This window comes from Streptomyces sp. B8-7 (assembly GCF_058833805.1).
In genome coordinates this window covers 628,884-646,220 of the sequence record NZ_JBYRRL010000001.1, presented here as the reverse complement: position 1 = coordinate 646,220, position 17,337 = coordinate 628,884, and the positions used below count along the sequence as shown (strand labels likewise).

The 17,337-nt window shown below is 76.5% G+C and carries 13 protein-coding genes and 1 pseudogene; 8 read left to right on the top strand and 6 right to left on the bottom strand.

Annotation, left to right across the window (positions count from 1 at the left end; translation table 11 throughout):
• Positions 1-14: 14 nt before the first annotated feature.
• The 5 genes from AC5K6T_RS02765 to AC5K6T_RS02745 all read right to left on the bottom strand — a co-directional run bounded on the left by AC5K6T_RS02765 (position 15) and on the right by AC5K6T_RS02745 (position 4,034).
• Complete coding sequence (locus AC5K6T_RS02765; protein WP_493205279.1) at positions 15-533, bottom strand: hypothetical protein; 519 nt, start codon at positions 531-533, stop codon at positions 15-17.
• Positions 534-769: 236 nt separating this feature from the next.
• Complete coding sequence (locus AC5K6T_RS02760; RefSeq protein WP_493205277.1) at positions 770-1,270, bottom strand: DUF5949 family protein; 501 nt, start codon at positions 1,268-1,270, stop codon at positions 770-772.
• 484 nt (positions 1,271-1,754) lie between these two features.
• Positions 1,755-2,045 (bottom strand): hypothetical protein, encoded by a 291-nt coding sequence (locus tag AC5K6T_RS02755; protein ID WP_493205275.1) that lies wholly within the window; start codon positions 2,043-2,045, stop codon positions 1,755-1,757.
• A 549-nt stretch (positions 2,046-2,594) separates the two neighbouring features.
• On the bottom strand, positions 2,595-3,524 hold the full coding sequence (locus tag AC5K6T_RS02750; protein WP_493205273.1) for a hypothetical protein: 930 nt from the start codon (positions 3,522-3,524) through the stop codon (positions 2,595-2,597).
• A 270-nt stretch (positions 3,525-3,794) separates the two neighbouring features.
• On the bottom strand, positions 3,795-4,034 hold the full coding sequence (locus AC5K6T_RS02745; protein WP_493205271.1) for a chaplin: 240 nt from the start codon (positions 4,032-4,034) through the stop codon (positions 3,795-3,797).
• 701 nt (positions 4,035-4,735) lie between these two features.
• Between AC5K6T_RS02745 and AC5K6T_RS02740 the strand changes: the two genes are divergently transcribed.
• From AC5K6T_RS02740 to AC5K6T_RS02705, 8 genes and pseudogenes are all read left to right on the top strand, one after another.
• Positions 4,736-6,049, top strand: a complete 1,314-nt coding sequence (locus AC5K6T_RS02740) for a glycosyltransferase (protein WP_493205270.1) — start codon at positions 4,736-4,738, stop codon at positions 6,047-6,049.
• A complete protein-coding gene (locus tag AC5K6T_RS02735) occupies positions 6,046-7,464 on the top strand; it encodes an exopolysaccharide biosynthesis polyprenyl glycosylphosphotransferase (protein WP_493205268.1) in 1,419 nt (472 codons plus the stop codon). The genes AC5K6T_RS02740 and AC5K6T_RS02735 overlap by 4 nt, the downstream gene beginning before the upstream one ends.
• A gap of 4 nt (positions 7,465-7,468) precedes the next feature.
• A pseudogene (locus AC5K6T_RS02730) lies at positions 7,469-8,866 on the top strand (O-antigen ligase family protein); the annotation flags it as partial.
• A 461-nt stretch (positions 8,867-9,327) separates the two neighbouring features.
• The gene (gene murJ, locus AC5K6T_RS02725; protein WP_493205266.1) at positions 9,328-11,046 is read left to right on the top strand and encodes a murein biosynthesis integral membrane protein MurJ; all 1,719 of its coding nucleotides are present in this window, start codon (positions 9,328-9,330) and stop codon (positions 11,044-11,046) included.
• Positions 11,030-11,782 (top strand): polysaccharide deacetylase family protein, encoded by a 753-nt coding sequence (locus tag AC5K6T_RS02720; protein ID WP_493205265.1) that lies wholly within the window; start codon positions 11,030-11,032, stop codon positions 11,780-11,782. Before murJ ends, AC5K6T_RS02720 begins: the two co-directional genes overlap by 17 nt.
• On the top strand, positions 11,779-12,930 hold the full coding sequence (locus AC5K6T_RS02715) for a glycosyltransferase (protein ID WP_493205264.1): 1,152 nt from the start codon (positions 11,779-11,781) through the stop codon (positions 12,928-12,930). Before AC5K6T_RS02720 ends, AC5K6T_RS02715 begins: the two co-directional genes overlap by 4 nt.
• Positions 12,927-13,709, top strand: coding sequence for a lipopolysaccharide biosynthesis protein (locus AC5K6T_RS02710; RefSeq protein WP_493205262.1), 783 nt, complete (start codon positions 12,927-12,929; stop codon positions 13,707-13,709). Before AC5K6T_RS02715 ends, AC5K6T_RS02710 begins: the two co-directional genes overlap by 4 nt.
• Complete coding sequence (locus AC5K6T_RS02705) at positions 13,706-14,815, top strand: GNAT family N-acetyltransferase (RefSeq protein ID WP_493205261.1); 1,110 nt, start codon at positions 13,706-13,708, stop codon at positions 14,813-14,815. Before AC5K6T_RS02710 ends, AC5K6T_RS02705 begins: the two co-directional genes overlap by 4 nt.
• A gap of 43 nt (positions 14,816-14,858) precedes the next feature.
• Here the strand turns inward: AC5K6T_RS02705 and AC5K6T_RS02700 are convergent, their stop codons facing one another.
• Positions 14,859-16,235 (bottom strand): glycoside hydrolase family 26 protein, encoded by a 1,377-nt coding sequence (locus AC5K6T_RS02700; RefSeq protein ID WP_493205260.1) that lies wholly within the window; start codon positions 16,233-16,235, stop codon positions 14,859-14,861.
• Positions 16,236-17,337: the final 1,102 nt, after the last annotated feature.

The following is a 17,337-nucleotide window of genomic DNA, read 5'->3' as shown; positions in this document are numbered from 1 at the left end:
CGGCCGCACGCCGCTCACAGGCCGTCGGCGACTCCGAGGTCGGCGGTCGGCACGGCCTGCAGGGCCGGTGTGAGCACACCCGCCTCGGGGAGCTTGGGGGCGGGCAGGCCGAAGGCGTCCGGGTTCGGCGGGGTGAGGGGAGCCTCCAGGGTCAGGCCCGGTGCGAGGGTGTGCAGGTCGGCGGCCGGGGCCTCGGCGGCGACGTGGTCGAAGTCGTCGCCGAGGACGTGCGGCAGCGGGGCGCGCAGGTCCGCGCCGGGCAGGCCGCCGGCGACCGGGAGCTGCGGCAGCGCGCGGTCGGGCAGCACCCGGCCCGGGACGTGGCGCGGGCCGTCGGGCACGCCGGGCTCGGGCACCGGCAGCTGTCCGGAGGCCTCGGGCAGTTCCATGCCGAGGGACTGCTCCACGCCTTCCAGCGGCACGGGGACGGGAACCGTGCCGGCCGCGGCGGCGGGCGTGGCGGAGGCGGCACCCACGGCTGCCGCGACGCCGGTGAGGACAGCGGCAAGAGTGCCTCGTGTGCTCGACTTCATCTCAGGTACGGTCCTTTGCAGGCTCGACGGGCTCATCGTCCGTACCGCGTAACGAGTACGGACGGGTCGGGCGCGCACAATTCGCCCGAAAGCCGCAGTCGTACGACCGGTCGGCCCGTCCAGCCCTCTCGTCGGTAGCGGTGTGCCGGCCACGGCCGTCAGCAGCGGCGGTGCATGGCCGCGGCCGGCTCCGGCAGTGCCGTCCGCCAACTGTCCGGGGAGGCGGTCACCCGGTGTCAGGCGCGCAGGCTGCGGGCCGGCAGGACGACGTGCGCGGCGGCGGTCAGGGTCTCCTCGGCACCCGCGAACGCGGCCAGCGCCTCGGGCTCGATCGCCGTGCCGGGCTCGGCCTCGGGCCAGGGGCGGGTGGTGAACACCAGGTAGGCGTAGCCGCGTTCGGCGACGGCGGCCAGCCACTCCGGCGGGGCGGGGCACTGGGCGTTCAGCGGGGCCATGTTGAGGACGGCCTGGCCGGCCTCCACGAGCAGGCTGACCGGCAGACTGGGCGTGGCGTTGCCGTCCACGAGGTCGCCGCCGACGGGCAGGTTGTTCCGGGCGAGCAGCTGCGCCACGGCCTCACTCGTCGCGTCGGGGCCGTCGGGGCCGTCGCCGAGGGTGTAGGCGAGGAGGTAGGGCATGTCGCTGCCGTCGGGGGCCTCGCCGCTCCAGGCCATCACGACGAGCGTGCCGAGATCGGTGAGGCGGAAGGGACGGTCGGTGCTGGGGGTTGTGGTCACCGCGCGACCCTATCGACGGGGCGGGGAGCCGCCGGGCGGGTTCTCACCCGACCGGGGGACACTGCCCGCCCGCTCCACACGATCGGGGGACAGCGCCTCCGGAGTCCCGGACGGGTCCGCCGGGGCCACGGGAAGCCGCGGGACGCGGGAGGCCCCGCGGCCCCTGCGCACCGCGGACCCTGCGCACCGCGGACCCTCACGGATACGCGGGCACGCCCCGGACACTCCGGGAGCCGGCGCCGTACGGTGCGTGCGGCGCACCACGGACGGGTGGACCGCTCCGTAGGGAGCCGGCTCCGGCGGAGGGCCCTCGCCCAGGGTCCCGCCGGGCCCTCAGGACCCGCAGGGCCGAGAGGACCGGCAGGACGGAGAGGCCTGGGAGGACCCGCGAAGACCCGCGAGACCCGCGAGACCCGCGAAGACCCGTGAGGACCCGGGCCGCAGGGCGCCCGGGCCGAGGGCTGGACGGGGTGGTGGGGGCGGCTCAGCCCTGGAGGGGCAGGCCGCCGAGGAGGCCGCCGGCGGAGTTCAGCGCGGTGGTCGCGCCGTTGACCGTGTTCAGCACGGAGTCGGGGTTCTCGGTGTTCAGCGCGTCCGACTGGTGCTGGAGCGGCATCACGTCGGCAGGCTGGAGCTGCGTGCTGGTGAGGGTGTTCACGGCGCCGTCGAGGCTGGAGGGGGTGAGCTCGGCGGCGTTGTGGGCGAACGCGGGCGCGGCGGCGCCCGCGAGGGCCAGGGAACCGGCGGCGACAGCGACAGCCTTCAGGGACTTCATCGGGTTCCTTTCTTCGACGCTCTCGGACGTCCTCGGACGACGCCGGACGGCGTGCCGTCACGCCGGGTGCGGCGTGCGGCCACATCGGGTACGGCGGGCGGCGGCGTCGGACGTCCTGGGGCAGCGTCAGACGGCTATGAGACGGCGCTCCGGCGACTCGTGTCGCCGGAGGCGTTTCCGACGCCGTGCACAACGACCGGGCCCCGGACCGGAAACCCCGCGCGGAGAAGAAATTTCTGCACCGGTGATCCCTCATACGAGATACGCGCCACACGGCGACCGGCCGCTCCCTCCACGCCGGGCTGAACAGGGCGGACGCGGGTCCGCCCCGACAGCCGCGGGCGCACCCGACAGCCGCGGGCGCATCCGGCAACTGCGGGCGCATCCGACGACCGCGGACGCACCCGACGGCCGGGCAGACGGACACGACGGCCGAGCGGCCGGAGGACGACGGCCCCACGGCCGGACACGACGGCGCGGCCGCAGCCGCGGGCCCGCCTGCGAGGCGGGTCCGGCGGCGACGGCCGCGGCGCGCGTCGGGGCGCGGTGTCAGGTGCCCGGCACCAGCCCCGAGACCGGCAGCTGCGCAGTCGACACCGGCAGGGCCGGCGGGGCGACGGGCAGCTCCGGCGCGGCGACCGGCAGTTCGGGCGCCGCCACCGGCAGTTCTGGTGTGCCGACCGGCAGTTCTGGTGTGCCGGCCGGCAGCTCCGGGGTGCTCACCGGTAGTTCGGGGAGCTCCGGCAGCCCGGGCAGGCCGGGTACGGGCAGTCCGCCGCCCAGCAGGGTCGCGGCGAGCAGGTCGACCAGGCCGCCCACCACACCGGTGGCCGCCGGGACGACCCCGCCGACGGCACCGGAGGTGACGGCCGCGAGCAGCGTGTCGAGCGCCTCACGCAGGGCGGTGAGCGCGTCGCCCGGGAGGTCGGCCGGCGCCTTGGCCGCGCTCCGGCCGGGCGAGGGCAGCCCGGGGACGGCCGGAGCGTCGGGCAGCGACGGCACGTCGGCCACGGACGGCACGCTCGGGACCGACGGCACGCTCGGGACCGACGGGGCGCTCGGAACCGACGGCACGCTCGGGACCGACGGGGCGCTCGGGACGGCGGGCGTCAAGGGCAGCACGGGCGTCTCGGGCAGCGCGGGCGCCGCGACCGGTGCGGCGGCGCTCACCTCGGCGAGCGCGGACCTGGCCGCGTCACCGAGCCTGATCGCCTGGCCCGACGTCAACTGACCGTTGTCCGCGCCGAGCGCGGCGTCGAGCAGGTCGGTGACGGGGGTCAGTACGCCACCCAGCTCGCCGAGGCTCCGGACCTGGGCGGCAAGCGCGTCCGCGCCGGCGACGGGCGCTCGGGGGGCCACCTGGGCGCGCTCCCGGACCGGACCGCCGTCGGCAGCGAACGCGGCCGGGCCGGCGATTCCGAGGACGAGGGTGGCGCACAGAGCGGTGGAACCGATACGCCGTACGGGCAGACCACGCATGAGTGTTCCCTTCGGTGGTGCGTCGGGTCTTGGCTCCACCGTGGGAGTGATGTTCGCCCTCTGCAACCGATCGGTTACACCACGTGCCACGTCCGTCACGGCCGTGGGCCTCCCGCACCCCCGTTTCGCCTGGTCGGAGGCCGGATGGGGGGCGATTCCGGAGGCCTGCTCCCCCATCCCCCGTTCGGCTCAGCGGACCGTACGCACCCGCAACGACGAACCGGCCGCACTCCTCGTCGAGGAGTGCGGCCGGCCACGCCGGGAACCGCGTCAGTCGTTGACGCAGGTGTTGCCGAAGGCCGGGTTCAGCAGGCCGATGACGTTGACCGTGTTGCCGCAGACGTTGACCGGCACGTGGACCGGAACCTGGACGACGTTGCCGGACAGCACACCCGGGGAGTGGGCGGCGGCACCGGCCGCCTCGGAGTCGGCGGCGGCCACACCGGCGCCGCCGGCGACGGCCGCGACGGCGGCGGAGGTCAGGACCAGGCCCTTCGCGATACGCGACATGGAGAGGTGCTCCTTGGGGTTGACGCAAACATCCGGGCGGGGATGCCCGGCGCTGTGAAAACGCGCGGCACGCCGGGTGGTTGTGCCGCCAATGGAGTGATCTCGCGGGTCACCGCACTTCACCGTTCCGACACACTTGTCCGGTTTCAACGGATTAATACGGATAGCAGTTAGAGTTGCGGATCTCCCGACCCACCCCTATAGCAAGCAAATCGCACGAAAGGGCAGTCGGTCATGCGTCTTTGCCTGGGTCCGCCGCCGCGCCGCGCGACGCCGGACGCGCTGCCCGCCGCACGCGCCGCCGCGCCGCCCGGCGCACCCGTCGCGGTCCCCGCCGCGTCGCCCGGCGCCCCTTCGGACGCGCCCTCCCCCCGACGCCCCCGACGCCCCGCCCGGCTCCCCGTCCGGCCGCCCGCCACCACCGCACGGCCGGCCACGTCACCCGGTCCGGCCTGCGCGTTCTGGCGCACGGAGCGGGCGACGGGAGCGCGCGGACCGGCGTGCGCGCACGCACGCGCCCCCGGCGCGGCGGCGTTCGAACGGAACGGGGGTCCGCGGCGTGGCGGTGACCAGCCGCCCGTCCGGCTCGTTCCCCCACGGGACGCGGGGTGGAACGGCGCGCTCTTCGCCGCCGTCGACGCCCACCACTGAAGCGCGTTCCGGCACCTGCCCAGCGTCACCCGTGAGCGAGGAAGCCGCGTATGCACCAGCCAGCAACCGACCCTCCGCCGCGGGTCCTGCCCCGGGGCCTGCCGCGGGTCCTGTCCCGGGCCCTTCCTCGGGGCGTGCCGCATGTCCTGCACGTGACGCAGCCCGTGGACGGCGGGGTCGCCCGGGTGGTCGCCCAGCTGGCCCGCGCCCAGCTCGCGGCCGGCCTCCGGGTGACCGTGGCCTGTCCGGACGGCCCGCTGACCGGCGGCCTGCGCGCGGCCGGGGCCTCCGTTCGGCACTGGCCCGCGACCCGCTCGCCGGGCCCCTCGCTCGCCCGTGAGGTGCGCTCCCTCGGCCGTCTGATCGAGGAGACGGGCCCCGAACTGGTGCACGCGCACAGCGCGAAGGCGGGCCTGGCGGCCCGGCTGGCGGTGCGCGGGCGGATCCCGACGGTGTTCCAGCCGCACGCCTGGTCGTTCGAGGCGGTCACCGGCACCACCGCCGCACTCGCCCTCAACTGGGAGCGCCTCGGGGCGCGTTGGGCACACCGGACGGTGTGCGTGAGCGCCGCCGAACAGGAGCGCGGGGTGCGTGCGGGCATCCGGGCGCGGTGGAGCGTGGTGCCCAACGGTGTGGACCCCGGGGTGTTCCACCCGGCCTTCGTGGACACCGTACGGGCGTCCCTGCTGCCCGCCGCCGGGCGGGCGGACGCGCTGGTGGTGTGCGTGGGGCGGCTGTGCGAGCAGAAGGGGCAGGACGTCCTGCTCGACGCCTGGCGGCGGATCGCCCGGCGGGTGCCGGGAGCCCGGCTCGTGTTCGTCGGAGACGGGCCGGACCGGGCAGGGCTGGCCGCCGCCGCGCCGGAGTCGGTGCTGTTCACCGGGGCCGTGACCGATCCCGTGCCCTGGTACCAGGCCGCCGACCTGGTGGTGCTGCCCTCCCGCTGGGAGGGCATGGCTCTGGCACCGCTGGAGGCCATGGCGTGCGGCCGCCCGGTGGTGCTGACCGACGTGGACGGCTCCCGCGAGGTACTGCCGGCCGCGCTCGCCGGCCGGTGCCTGGTGCCGGCGGATGATCCGGCCGCGCTCGCCGGGGCGGTCACCGGCCTGCTGCTCGACCCGCTGCTGCGGGAGTCCCTCGGCCATCAGGGCCGCCGCCATGTGCTCGCCGCCCACGACGTGCGGCGCGCCGCCGAAGGCGTCGAGCGCGTCTACCACGAACTGCTGAGCGGTGTACGGGCCACGGCGCGCGCCGCGGCCGCCGAGGCGAGAGTCACCCGCGCCGAGGACGCCGAGGACGCCGAGGACGCCATGGACGCCAAGGACGCCGAGGACCCCGAGTACAGGGAGCACATCCACTCGTGACCGCGGAAAGCACCGTCCCCTCGCCCGGCGCGCAGCCGCGGGGCCACGGACCGACGCCCCTCACCCTCCTTCCCCCGCGCGGCAACGCGGAGGGCTTCCGGCTTCCCGCCCGCAGGCCGCCCGCCCGCCCCGAGTCGCCGCTGCCGCTGCCGGCCTCCGACGGCACGGCCGCGCTGCTCGGCACGCTGGCCCTGACCGACCGTCACCCGGTGCTGGTGGCGCTGCTGGTGGCCGCGGCGGTGGTGCCGTACCCGCTGCGCGGCCGTCGGGTGCAGGGCGTGCTGGACGAACTGCCCGCCGTGTGCGCGCGGATCGCGGTGACCTGGCTGGCGCTGGCCGCGCTGCTCGCCGCGTACTCCCCGCAGCACGCGCTGTCCGGGCGGACCCTGGTCACCGGGATCGCCGTCCAGGCGGTGGCGGGCTGCGCCGGGCGGGCCGTGGTGCACTGGCGGCGGCGCGCGGCGCTGCTGCGCCGTCCGCGCGCGGCGCTCGTGGTCGGCCCGGCGGACACCGCGCAGCGGGTGGCGGCGGCCGTGCTGCGGCACCCGCGCTGCGGGGTGCGGCCGGTCGGGGTGGTGGCCGGCCGGACGGACGACGCGGCCGGGCTGCCGGTGCTGACCAGCGGGGCGGAGGTCCAGCGGGCGCTCATCCAGAACGCCGTGCAGGACGTCCTCGTCGTGCACCCCTCGGCGCGGGTGCGGCAGGCCCCGCTGCTGCGGGCGCTGGCGGAGTCGGGCTGCACGGTGTGGGAACTGGACCCGGACTCACCCTCCCACAAGGCCCGCGACCTGCTCGCCGGGTTCTCCTGCCGCAGGCTGCGGCTGGCCCCGGGGCTGCACGACAGCCCGGGGAAGCGGACCCTGGACATGGTGGTGGCCGGGGCGCTGCTGCTGGCGGTCAGCCCGCTGCTGCTGGTGTGCGCGGCCGTGCTGCGGCTGACCGGGGGGCCCGGCGTGGTCTTCCGCCAGGAACGCGTCGGCAAGGACGGGCGTCCCTTCACGCTGCTGAAGCTGCGCACCCACCGTCCGGCCGACGAGCACGAGGCGGCCACCCGCTGGAGCGTGGCGAACGAACGGGACATGCCGTGGTTCTGCCGCTTCCTGCGCCGCACCTCCCTGGACGAGTTGCTCCAGCTGTGGAACGTGGTCCGCGGCGACATGAGCCTGGTCGGTCCCCGCCCCGAACGCCCCTACTTCGTGGGCCAGTTCAGCAAGACCTACCCCGGTTACGCGGCCCGCCACCGGATGCGGGCCGGGATCACCGGGCTGGCCCAGGTCAACGGGTTGCGCGGCGACACCTCCATCGAGGACCGGGCCCGCTTCGACAACGCCTACATCGACAACTGGTCGCTGTGGCAGGACATCTGCATCCTGCTGCGGACCGCGGTCGCGCTCGTGCGTCCGACGGGGAGCTGAACCGATGGCCCTCGCTCTGCCGCCGACGCCCCGCCGGACACCGTCACCGGTGTGGCCGGTGGTGGCCGTGGTCGCCCTGCTCGGGCTGCCGCCCGCCCCCGGCGCGGAGGGCGGCGCGGGCCCGGCCGACGCGCTGTCGGCACTGGTCGTCGCCTTCTGCGTGGTGCGGCTGCTGCGGCAGCGGCGCCGCCCGCTGAGCCGTACCGCGGCCGTCGTGCTGGCCCTGCCGGTGGCCGGTCTGGCGGTCGCCGCGATCGGCGCGGCCTCGCCGGGGGAGGCGCTGACCGGCCTCGGCCGCTACCTCCAGGTGTTCGTGCTGGTCCCGGCGGCGGTCGTGCTGCTGATCCGCGACCGGGCCGACTTCCGGCTGCTGGCCTGGGCGTTCGTGGCGCTGGCCGGGTGGGAGGGCGCGGTCGGTGTCCACCAGTACGTCACCGGCACCGGGGCCTCCTACCAGGGCCAGCAGATCCGCGCCGTGGGCACGTTCGGCGCGCAGGACGTGATGGGCATGGCGACCGTGGTGTCGTTCGGCCTGGTCTGCGCGGTCGGCCTCGCTCTCGGCCGGGCCCCCCTGCGGCAGCGGGGCGTCGCCCTGGCGTGCGCGCTCGGGCTGCTGCTGCCGCTGGCGCTGTCCTTCAGCCGGGGGGCCTGGATCGCCACGGCCGTGACCTGTGCGGCGCAGCTCTGCCTGGCGGGGATGCGGCGGGCGCTGAAGACCGGCGCGGCGGTCCTCGCCGCGGGTGTGCTGCTGGTCGGCGGGTTCGGCGTCGGCACGGCGATGTTGCAGGAGCGCATCGCCAGCATCACCCGGGTCGCCGACGCCCCCGACCAGTCCGTCACCGACCGCTACACCATGTGGGCGGCGGCCACCGGGATGTGGCGCGAGCGGCCGCTGACCGGCGTCGGGCTGAAGGGCTTCCCCGAGCACCGGGACGCGCACGCCTCGCTCGCGCTGTCCTCGGGCAGCGACATCGAGGGCGCCGGCGCCGCGTTTCAGAAGCAGCCGCTGCTGTCCCCGCACAACATGTACCTGCTGGTGCTGGCCGAACAGGGCCTGCTGGGGCTGCTCGCCCTCGCCGGGAGCTGGCTGGCGCTGCTGGTGTGCGCGCTGCGCGGCCTGGTCCGGGTGCGCCGGGCCGACGGCCCGGCCCGTACGGCCCGTACAGCCGGTACAGCCCGTACGGCCGGTGCGGGCAGCCCGGCGGGTGCGGGCCCGGGGGCGGGCCTGGACTGCGCGCTGGTGTCCTGCGGGCTGCTGGTGTGGCAGCTGACGGACTTCGTGTACGCCGACATCGGGGGCCCGGCGACCGTGCTGACGGCCGTCTGCCTCGGGCTGGCGGCGTGGTGGGCGCTCGTCGGCGCGGCCGGCGGGCCCCTGGCACCCGCTCCGGAGGGCACCGCGCCCGCGACGAGGACACCCGAGGCGTGCGGGCGCGTGGCGTACGGGGCCGCGGCCGGAACGCCCACGGCGTACGGTTCCGCGGCACACGCTGCCGCGGCACACGGCCGCGCGAAGCACCAGGCCTCGGCGGACGGGTCCGCCACGGGCGGCTCCACGGCGGACGGACCCACGCCGTGCGGCTCCACCACGGACGGCACCCCTGCGGACGGCACCACGGCGGGCAACTCCACGGCGGGCGACTCCACGGCGGGTGCACCCGCCGGGAACGGCCCCGCCGCATCCCTCGCCCTCGCCCACGAGGCCGCCGCGCACACCCCCGCCGCGCAGGCACCGGCCCCGCACCCGCAGGTACCGGCCCCGCACGACGCCGCGGTGAGCGCCCACCACGAGGCCGCCCCGCACGACGCCGCCCCGGTGAACGCCCACGACGCCGCCGCGCGTCCACGAGGAGGCGCGGCGCGATGAACGTGACGCCCTCCCGGCCGCCCCGGGCCGAGCCCGCGGGCACCGTGCCCGCGGCACGGCCCGTCCCGCCGGCCGAGGAGACGGGCGGACTCCCCGCCGCCTCCGGCCGGTTCCTCGCCCGCGCGGCGCTGGTCACGGCGTTCCTGTCGATGGCCGGGGCGCTGCTCGGGCTGGTCCGCGACCAGGCGCTCGCCCAGCTGTTCGGGGCGGGCAGCGACACCGACGCCTTCCTGGTGGCCTGGACGGTGCCGGAGTTCGCCGCGACCCTGCTGATCGAGGAGGGGGTGGCGTTCGCCCTGGTGCCCGCGTTCAGCGTGGCCCTGGCCCGCCGGGCCCGCGACGGCCGGGACGACCCGGTGCGGGCGCTGGTGCGCAGCACCCTGCCCCGGCTGGCCCTGGGCTTCGTCGCCGTCGGCGGCCTGCTCGCGCTGACCGCCCCGTACCTGGTCCGCGCCCTCGCACCCGGGCTGCCCGACCCCGGCCTCGCCGTCGACTGCACCCGGCTCACCGCCACCTGCGTGATCAGCTTCGGCCTCGCCGGGTACTGCAGCGCGGCGCTGCGCGCGCACCGTCGCTACGTCGCCCCGGCGGCGATCTACGTCGCCTACAACACCGGCATCATCACCGGCATGTTCGTGCTCGGCGGCCGCTGGGGCGTGCGCTCCGCCGCGGTCGGCGTGGCGGTCGGCGGCTGCCTCATGCTCCTCGTGCAGCTCCCTTTCCTGGTGCGGCAGTTGCGGCGCGGCCCGGCAGCCGCCCCGGCCGTCGCCGGGCCCGGTCCCGGGGCCGCTCCGGAACCGGGGGCCGGGACCGGGGCCGAGGCCAGGGCCGGGGCCGGGCGCGCCGTCGGCCTCGCCCTGATCTCCACCGTGCTGCTGTTCGCGCTGTGCCGGCAGTCCCAGGTCCTCATCGAACGGTTCCTCGCCTCGCACCTGCCCTCCGGGGCCATCTCGCACCTGAACTACGCCCAGAAGGTGGCGCAGATGCCGATGGTGCTGTCGATGATGCTGTGCACGGTCACCTTCCCCGTGGTCGCGCGGGCCCTCGCCGACGGCGACACCGAACGGGCCCGCACCCGCGTGGAGCGGGATCTCGCACTCGCCGCGTGCGTGGTGCTGCTGGGCACCGCCGCAGTCCTCGCCTGCGCTCCGCAGATCGTCGAACTGCTCTTCCAGCGCGGCGCGTTCACCGCCCGGGACACCACCGCCACCGCCGCCGTGATGCGGGTGTACGCCCTCGGCCTGCTCGGCCAGACCCTGGTGGGGGTGCTGGCCCGCTCCTACTTCTCCGCGGCCCGCGCCAGCTGGTACCCGCTCGGGGCGATGGCTCTCGGCATCGTCGCCACCTCGTGGATCGGCGCGCTGACCGTCGGCCCCTGGGGCGTGCTCGGCATCGCCGCCGCCAACGCCGCCGGCATCACCCTCACCGCCGCGCTGATGCTGGCCGGCATGCCCTCCCGCAGCGTGCCCGTCGACGTGCGCCGGGTGCTGCGGGAGCTGGGCCGGCCGGTGTGCGCGGCGGCCGCGGCCGGGGCGGCCGGGGCGTTCGCCGCGGGCCGCTTCGCCGGGCCCGCGGCGGGCCTGGCCGCCGGCGGCGCCACCGCCACCGTCGTCTTCGTCCTGCTGGGCTGGACGCTCGGCGCCCAGGGCATCGCACCCGTCATCCGATCCGTACGTTCCGCGACCCGAAGGCTCCCGCATGGCCGTAACCGCTGAGACCGAAGGACTCCCCTCGACCGCCTCCGCCCCCTGGGTGGCCATGTACCACTCGGTGGCCGACTGCGCCGACGATCCCTATTCGATCACCGTCACCCCCGACCGGCTGGACCGGCAGCTGGCCTGGCTGCGCCGCCGCAGGCTGACCGGCGTCTCGGTGCGCGAGCTGCTCGCCGCCCGGGCCCGCGGCCGGGCCCGCGGCCTGGTCGGCCTGACCTTCGACGACGGCTACGCCGACTTCGTCACGGCCGCCCTGCCGGTGCTGCGCCGGCACCGCTGCAACGCCACCCTGTTCGTGCTGCCCGGCCGGCTCGGCGGCGAGAACGCCTGGGACCCGCTCGGCCCGCGCAAGCCGCTGCTCACCGCCGACGGCATCCGCCAGGCCGCCGCCGAGGGCGTGGAGATCGGCTCGCACGGGCTCACCCACATCGACCTCACCACGGCCGACGAGCCGCAGCTCACCGCCGAGGTCAGCGACAGCAGAACCCGGCTCGCCGAGCTGACCGGCACCCGGGTCGCCGGGTTCTGCTACCCGTACGGCGCGGTCGACCGGCGGGCCGTCGACGCCGTCGCCCGCGCCGGGTACAGCTACGGCTGCGCCATCGACCCCGGCCGGCTCACCGGCCCGCTCACCCTGCCCCGGGTGCACATCGGCCAGAAGGACACCGCCGTACGCCTCTATCTCAAGCACCGGCTGCACCGGTGGCGCCGCCGGCCCGTCGGAGGTGCCGGATGAAGGCCCTGCACGTGATCACCGGGCTCGGGGCGGGCGGTGCCGAACAGCAGCTGCGGCTGATGCTGCGGCATCTGCCCGTCGCCTGCGACGTGGTGACGCTCACCAACCCCGGCGCGGTCGCCGACGGCCTCGCCGACGACGGGGTCCGCGTGACGGACCTCGGCATGGCGGGCAACCGCGACCTGGCGGCCCTGCCCCGCCTGGTCCGGCTGATCCGGGCCGGCGGCTACGACCTCGTCCACACCCACCTCTACCGGGCCTGTGTCTACGGCCGTCTCGCCGCCCGGCTGGCCGGGGTCCGCGCGATCGTCGCCACCGAGCACTCCCTGGGCGACTCCCAGATGGAGGGCCGCCCGCTCACCGCGGGCGTCCGCGCCCTGTACCTGGCCAGCGAACGCCTCGGCCGCACCACCGTCGCCGTGTCCCCCACGGTCGCCGGCCGGCTGCGCCACTGGGGGGTGCCCGCGCCACGCATCGAGGTCGTCCCCAACGGCATCGACCTGGACCGCTTCCGCTTCGACCCGCTCCGGCGGCACCGCACCCGCCAGCGCCTCGGCCTGCCGGAGAACGCCTACGTCGTCGGCGGCATCGGCCGCCTCGCCGCCGGCAAGCGCTTCGACGTCCTGGTGCACGCCCTGGCCCGGCTCCCGGCGGACCACTGGCTGCTGCTGGTCGGCGGCGGCCCCGAGGAGAACGTGCTGCGGCGCACCGCGCACGAGGCGGGCGTCGCCGACCGGGTGCTGTTCACCGGCGAGCGCCCCTACCTGCCCGACGGCTCCCCCGGCCCCGACCTGCCGTCCCTCGCCTCCGCCATGGACCTGCTGGCCTCGCCGTCCTCCGAGGAGGCCTTCGGACTGGCCGTGGTGGAGGGCCTCGCCTCGGGCCTGCCGGTGCTCTACGCCTCCTGCCCCGCCGTGGAGGACCTGCCCCCGGGGGCCGCGCCCGCCGCCCGCCGGGTCACCGGCGGCGCCGAGGAGTTCGCCCGCGCGATCGCCGAGGCCGCCACCACCCGCCCCGGGACGCGCACCGCGCCCGAGGCGGCCCAGCACTACAGCATCACCCGCAGCGCCGACCGGCTCATGGCCGTGTACACGGGCGCGGCGGCCCCCGCGACCTCCCCCACACCCCAGGAAGCAGTCCCCTCATGACCGACAGCACCCTGACCGGCACCACGACCGCCCCCGACACGCACACCCCCGGCCCGCACCCCCACGGCGCCGGGGCCGGCGGCGCGGAGCCCGCCGGCGGCACCGCCGCGCAGCACCGCGCGTCCCGCACCGCGACCCGGCCGCTCGGCCCGCTCGTCCGCCGCCTGGCCCGTGCCCGGCGCCTGCCCCCCTGGACGCTGATCGTCGCGGGCGCCCTGGCCGGCGGAGTGCTCGGCGGCGCCTACGGAGCGCTCAAGGCACCCTCCTACACGGCGACCGCCTACGTCGTCGCCGTGCCCACCGAGAAGTCCGAGCCGGCGTCCGCCCTCGGCTTCGCCCAGGCCTACGGCCGCGTCGCCACCCAGCTCGCGGTGCTCGGCGACGCCCAGGTCTGGGCGGGCGTCCCCGTAGACACCCTCAGGTCCAGCGTGCAGACCTCCACCTCTCCCGACGCCCCGATGGTCGCCGTCACCGCCACGTCGGCCCGGCCCGGCCTCGCCGCCGACATGGCCAACGCCGTCTCCCGGGCCCTGACCCTGCACGCCGACCACACCTCCGACGCCACCCACGTCGAACTCCAGCAGTTCGCCCGCGCCACCGAGCCCGCCGCCCCGTCCTCCGCCTCCCCCGCCCTGACCGGACTGGTCGGCGCGAGCGCGGGCGGCCTGCTCGGCGGCATGCTGCTGCTGGCCCGGCCCCGGCGCGCCCCGCGCCCCGGTGAAGGCGCCGCCTCGCTGCCCGCCCCGGCCGCCGCAGCCGACTCCCGCGGCGCGCTGTGACAGCCCCCTACCGCACGGAACCGGTCACCACCGAGGCCGCGTTCGCCGCCCTGGCCGCCGACTGGGCGGGCCTGTACCGGCGCTGCGCGGCGGCGACCCCGTTCCAGAGCCACGCCTGGCTGCACTCGTGGTGGGTGTCGTACGGCAGACGCGGCCGGCTCCGGCTGTTCCTGGTCCGTGACGCGCACGGGCGGCTGGTCGGCGCCGCGCCCCTGATGGCCGTACGCCGCCCCGTGCCCGCCCTCGTACCGCTCGGCGGGGCGATCTCCGACTACGGAGACGTCCTGCTGGACGAGGAGCACGCCGACGGCGCGGTCGCCGCCCTCACCCAGGGCCTGGCCGGAGCCGCCCGCGGCGCGCTCGTCGACTTCCGCGAGGTGCGGCCCGGCGCCGCGGCCGAGCGCGTCTACGACCGCTGGAGCGGGCCGCGCCGTCGCGTCAGCGACTCGGTGTGCCTGGAGCTGCCCGCGCTGCCCATGGACGGACTCGTCGCCCGGCTGCCGTCCGCGAAGGCCCAGCAGCGGGCGCGTGCCAAGCTCCGCAAACTGCACGCGCTCGGCGTGCGCCGCAGCGTCGTACGCGCCGACGGGGTGGACGACGCGCTGCGCCGGCTGCTGGAACTGCACCGGCTGCAGTGGCAGGGCCGCAAGGTGACCGGGGAGCATCTGCGGCCGCGGTTCGGCGAGCACCTGGTGCGCTCGGTGGGGCCGATGGTGCGCTCGGGGGACGCGGTCGTCACCGAGTTCCGCCTCGACGACGACGTGGTCGCCGTCGACCTGACCCTGACGTCGCCGCGCCTGGCCGGCGGCTACCTCTACGGCGCCCATCCGAGCCTGCGCGAACGCAAGGCGGACGTGGCGGTGATACTGCTGGACGCGTGCGCCGAGCGCATCCGCGAGGGCGGGCACGGCACGCTGAGCCTGCTGCGCGGCAACGAACCGTACAAGCATCACTGGCGGCCCGAGCGGGTCGTCAACCAGCGGCTGCTGATGGCCCGCCGGCGCACCGCCCCCCTGCTCGGGGCCGCGCTCGCCCAGGACGCGGCCCGCAGAAGGGCCAAGGCGCTGCTGCACCGCGGGGAACACGCCGGCGGCGGCGGGTCCTGAGGGAACCCACCGCCGCCGGGGCGCATCCGGTCGGCGCAGCCGGTCAGCGCAGCCGCGACCACCAGTCGAACCTGATGCACAGCTTCCCGCCGAGCCAGTACTCCACCCAGTCGCCCAGTTCCAGCGGCGAGCAGTTCACCGGCGGCTGTCCGGGATCCTGTGGCGTCGGCACCGTGGGCGTCGGTTCGGGTGTACCGGGGACCGGCGTGTCCGGTGCCGTGGGCTCCGGCGTCGGCTCGGGCAGCGTCGGCTGCGGTGCCGGCTCGTCGGGCCGGCCGGACAGCACCGACCGGAACACCTCGGCCGACCGCGGGTTCTGCCGGCACTGCCACACGCCGTGCGGGCAGTAGTCCGTCACCGTGTGGTAGAGCGCCCCGTGGTCCTCCATCCAGGCGAGCATGCGCCGCATGTACTCGGCGTTGTCGCCGTTGCGGAACAGGCCCCACTCGGGGAACGAGATCTCCTTGCCGTGGGCCTTCGCGAAGTCCACGTGCGCCTGCAGCCCGTACGGCTCCGACACCTGCCGGTCGAAGGACAGCCCCTCCGGCTGGTCGTAGGCGTCCATGCCGATGATGTCGACCGTGGCGTCGCCGGGGTAGCACTGCGTCCAGGGGACGGCGTCGCGGCCGCGGCTCGGGGCGAAGTCGAACTTCAGCTGCTGGCCGGGCACCGAGCGCATGACGGTGACGATCCGGTTCCAGTACCTCTTCCAGGACGCCGGGTCCGGTCCGCAGCGGTGGGTGTAGGTGACGCCGTTCATCTCCCAGCCGAGCACGATCACGGTGTCCGGCACCTGAAGCTGCACCAGCCGCTCGGCCAGCCGCCGGAAGTGGTGGTCGTACGCGCCCGCCGCGCCCCACCGCAGCAGTCTGCGCACCTCGGCGTCGGACACGCCGGCCTCGTTCCGCTCCAGCATCGGCACGTTGAGCACGAGCATCCGGTCGGCCTGCTCGGTGCGCCAGTCCGCCCAGACGTCCAGGAAGCCCGGGCGGCCCTCGATGTTGCTCCAGCGGTCACCCGGCAGGTAGGTGTGGCCGACCCGGATCTCGGCGCCGTCCAGCCAGGTGCTGAGCTCCGCCATCCGGGCCACGCCGCGGGGGCCGTAGTCGAGGTAGGCGCCGAACGCGGGGCGCTTCCGCTCGGGAGCCGGGGCGTCCGGGGCCGGGCTGTCCGGGGCGGCGGCATCCGCAGCGGCGGGACCGTCCTGGACCGACGCCGCCGACGGGGGTGCGGGGACGGTGGCCGGGGCGGCCTCCTCGGCCGCCGCTGCGGCCGGCGCGGGAGCGGGAGGGTCGCCGACCGCCACCACCCCGAGTCCCGCGGCGAAACCGGGACCGGACGCCAGGGCGGCCGATGCCGCGGCCGTCGCTGCGATCAGCGCGAGCCGCCGGGACCGGGACCGACGTTGCTGTGGGGCCATGCCTGCTCCTTCCTCCACTCGTTCATGCTTGACACTCAGTCATATGAACGGGTGGGCCGCCAGTCCGCTACGGCGTCCGGGTGCCCTGCTCGCCCGCACGGGTGATCCCGGACACCGTGCCGGTGCCGGGCGGGCGGCGTGCCGGGCGCCCGGCACCGGACGCGGATGCGCCCCGGGCGACGACGGCGAGGTCGTCACCCGGGGCGCGCTTGACGGCGGCTCAGACGGGCCGGGGGTCCGCGGTCAGACTCCGGTCACCGCCGGGATCCGCGGCCCCGCCGGAACAGCACCGCTCCGGCCGCGATCAGCGCGGCGCTGACACCCGAGGCGGCCAACAGGGCCTGACTGCCGGTGTCGGGCAGGTGCGGCGGGTGCCCGTGGTCACCCCCACCGGGCGGACCCTCGTGCCCACCGCCGGGCGGCTGGGTGTGCGGGGGCTTGGTGGGCGGCGTGTGCGGCGGCTTCGTCGGAGGCGTATGCGGCGGCTTGGTAGGCGGCGTGTGCGGCGGCTTCGTCGGAGGCGTATGCGGCGGCTTCGTGGGCGGCGTGTGCGGCGGCTTCGTCGGAGGCGTATGCGGCGGCTTCGTGGGCGGCGTGTGCGGCGGCTTCGTCGGAGGCGTATGCGGCGGCTTCGTCGGAGGCGTATGCGGCGGCTTCGTCGGAGGCGTATGCGGCGGCTTCGTCGGAGGCGTATGCGGCGGCTTCGTCGGAGGCGTGTGCGGCGGCTTCGTCGGAGGCGTGTGCGGCGGCTTCGTCGGAGGTGTGTCGCCGTAGCCGCCGTCAGGAGGGGGCGCACCGCCGTGGTCGTCCCGGCAGTCACGGCCGTAGCCGCCGCCGTCCGGGCCGTTCATGCCGAAGCTGTCGTCGCACCCTTCGGGGCCGCCGTGACCGTCGTGTCCACCAGGACCGGGGCCCTCGGGGCCGGAGCTGTCCGCGCCATAGGCGTGGTCGTCGTCGGAGGGGGCTCGGTGGTGGCCCGACATGGCGCCGGGCGAGCCGGAGGCGGCTCCGCCGGCCACATGGCCGGCGAGGGCGGGGCTGCCGCCCAGGGACAGGATGCTCGTCGCGGCGGCGGCCGCGACCACTCCCCTGCTCAGGGTCT

Excerpts from the sequence above, each read along its gene's own strand:
- AC5K6T_RS02765 (WP_493205279.1), bottom strand. The coding sequence starts at position 533 with ATGAAGTCGAGCACACGAGGCACTCTTGCCGCTGTCCTCACCGGCGTC.
- AC5K6T_RS02755 (WP_493205275.1), bottom strand. The coding sequence starts at position 2,045 with ATGAAGTCCCTGAAGGCTGTCGCTGTCGCCGCCGGTTCCCTGGCCCTC.
- AC5K6T_RS02750 (WP_493205273.1), bottom strand. The coding sequence starts at position 3,524 with ATGCGTGGTCTGCCCGTACGGCGTATCGGTTCCACCGCTCTGTGCGCC.
- AC5K6T_RS02745 (WP_493205271.1), bottom strand. The coding sequence starts at position 4,034 with ATGTCGCGTATCGCGAAGGGCCTGGTCCTGACCTCCGCCGCCGTCGCG.
- AC5K6T_RS02740 (WP_493205270.1), top strand. The coding sequence starts at position 4,736 with ATGCACCAGCCAGCAACCGACCCTCCGCCGCGGGTCCTGCCCCGGGGC.
- murJ (WP_493205266.1), top strand. The coding sequence starts at position 9,328 with ATGAACGTGACGCCCTCCCGGCCGCCCCGGGCCGAGCCCGCGGGCACC.
- AC5K6T_RS02720 (WP_493205265.1), top strand. The coding sequence starts at position 11,030 with ATGGCCGTAACCGCTGAGACCGAAGGACTCCCCTCGACCGCCTCCGCC.
- AC5K6T_RS02715 (WP_493205264.1), top strand. The coding sequence starts at position 11,779 with ATGAAGGCCCTGCACGTGATCACCGGGCTCGGGGCGGGCGGTGCCGAA.
- AC5K6T_RS02710 (WP_493205262.1), top strand. The coding sequence starts at position 12,927 with ATGACCGACAGCACCCTGACCGGCACCACGACCGCCCCCGACACGCAC.
- AC5K6T_RS02700 (WP_493205260.1), bottom strand. The coding sequence starts at position 16,235 with ATGGCCCCACAGCAACGTCGGTCCCGGTCCCGGCGGCTCGCGCTGATC.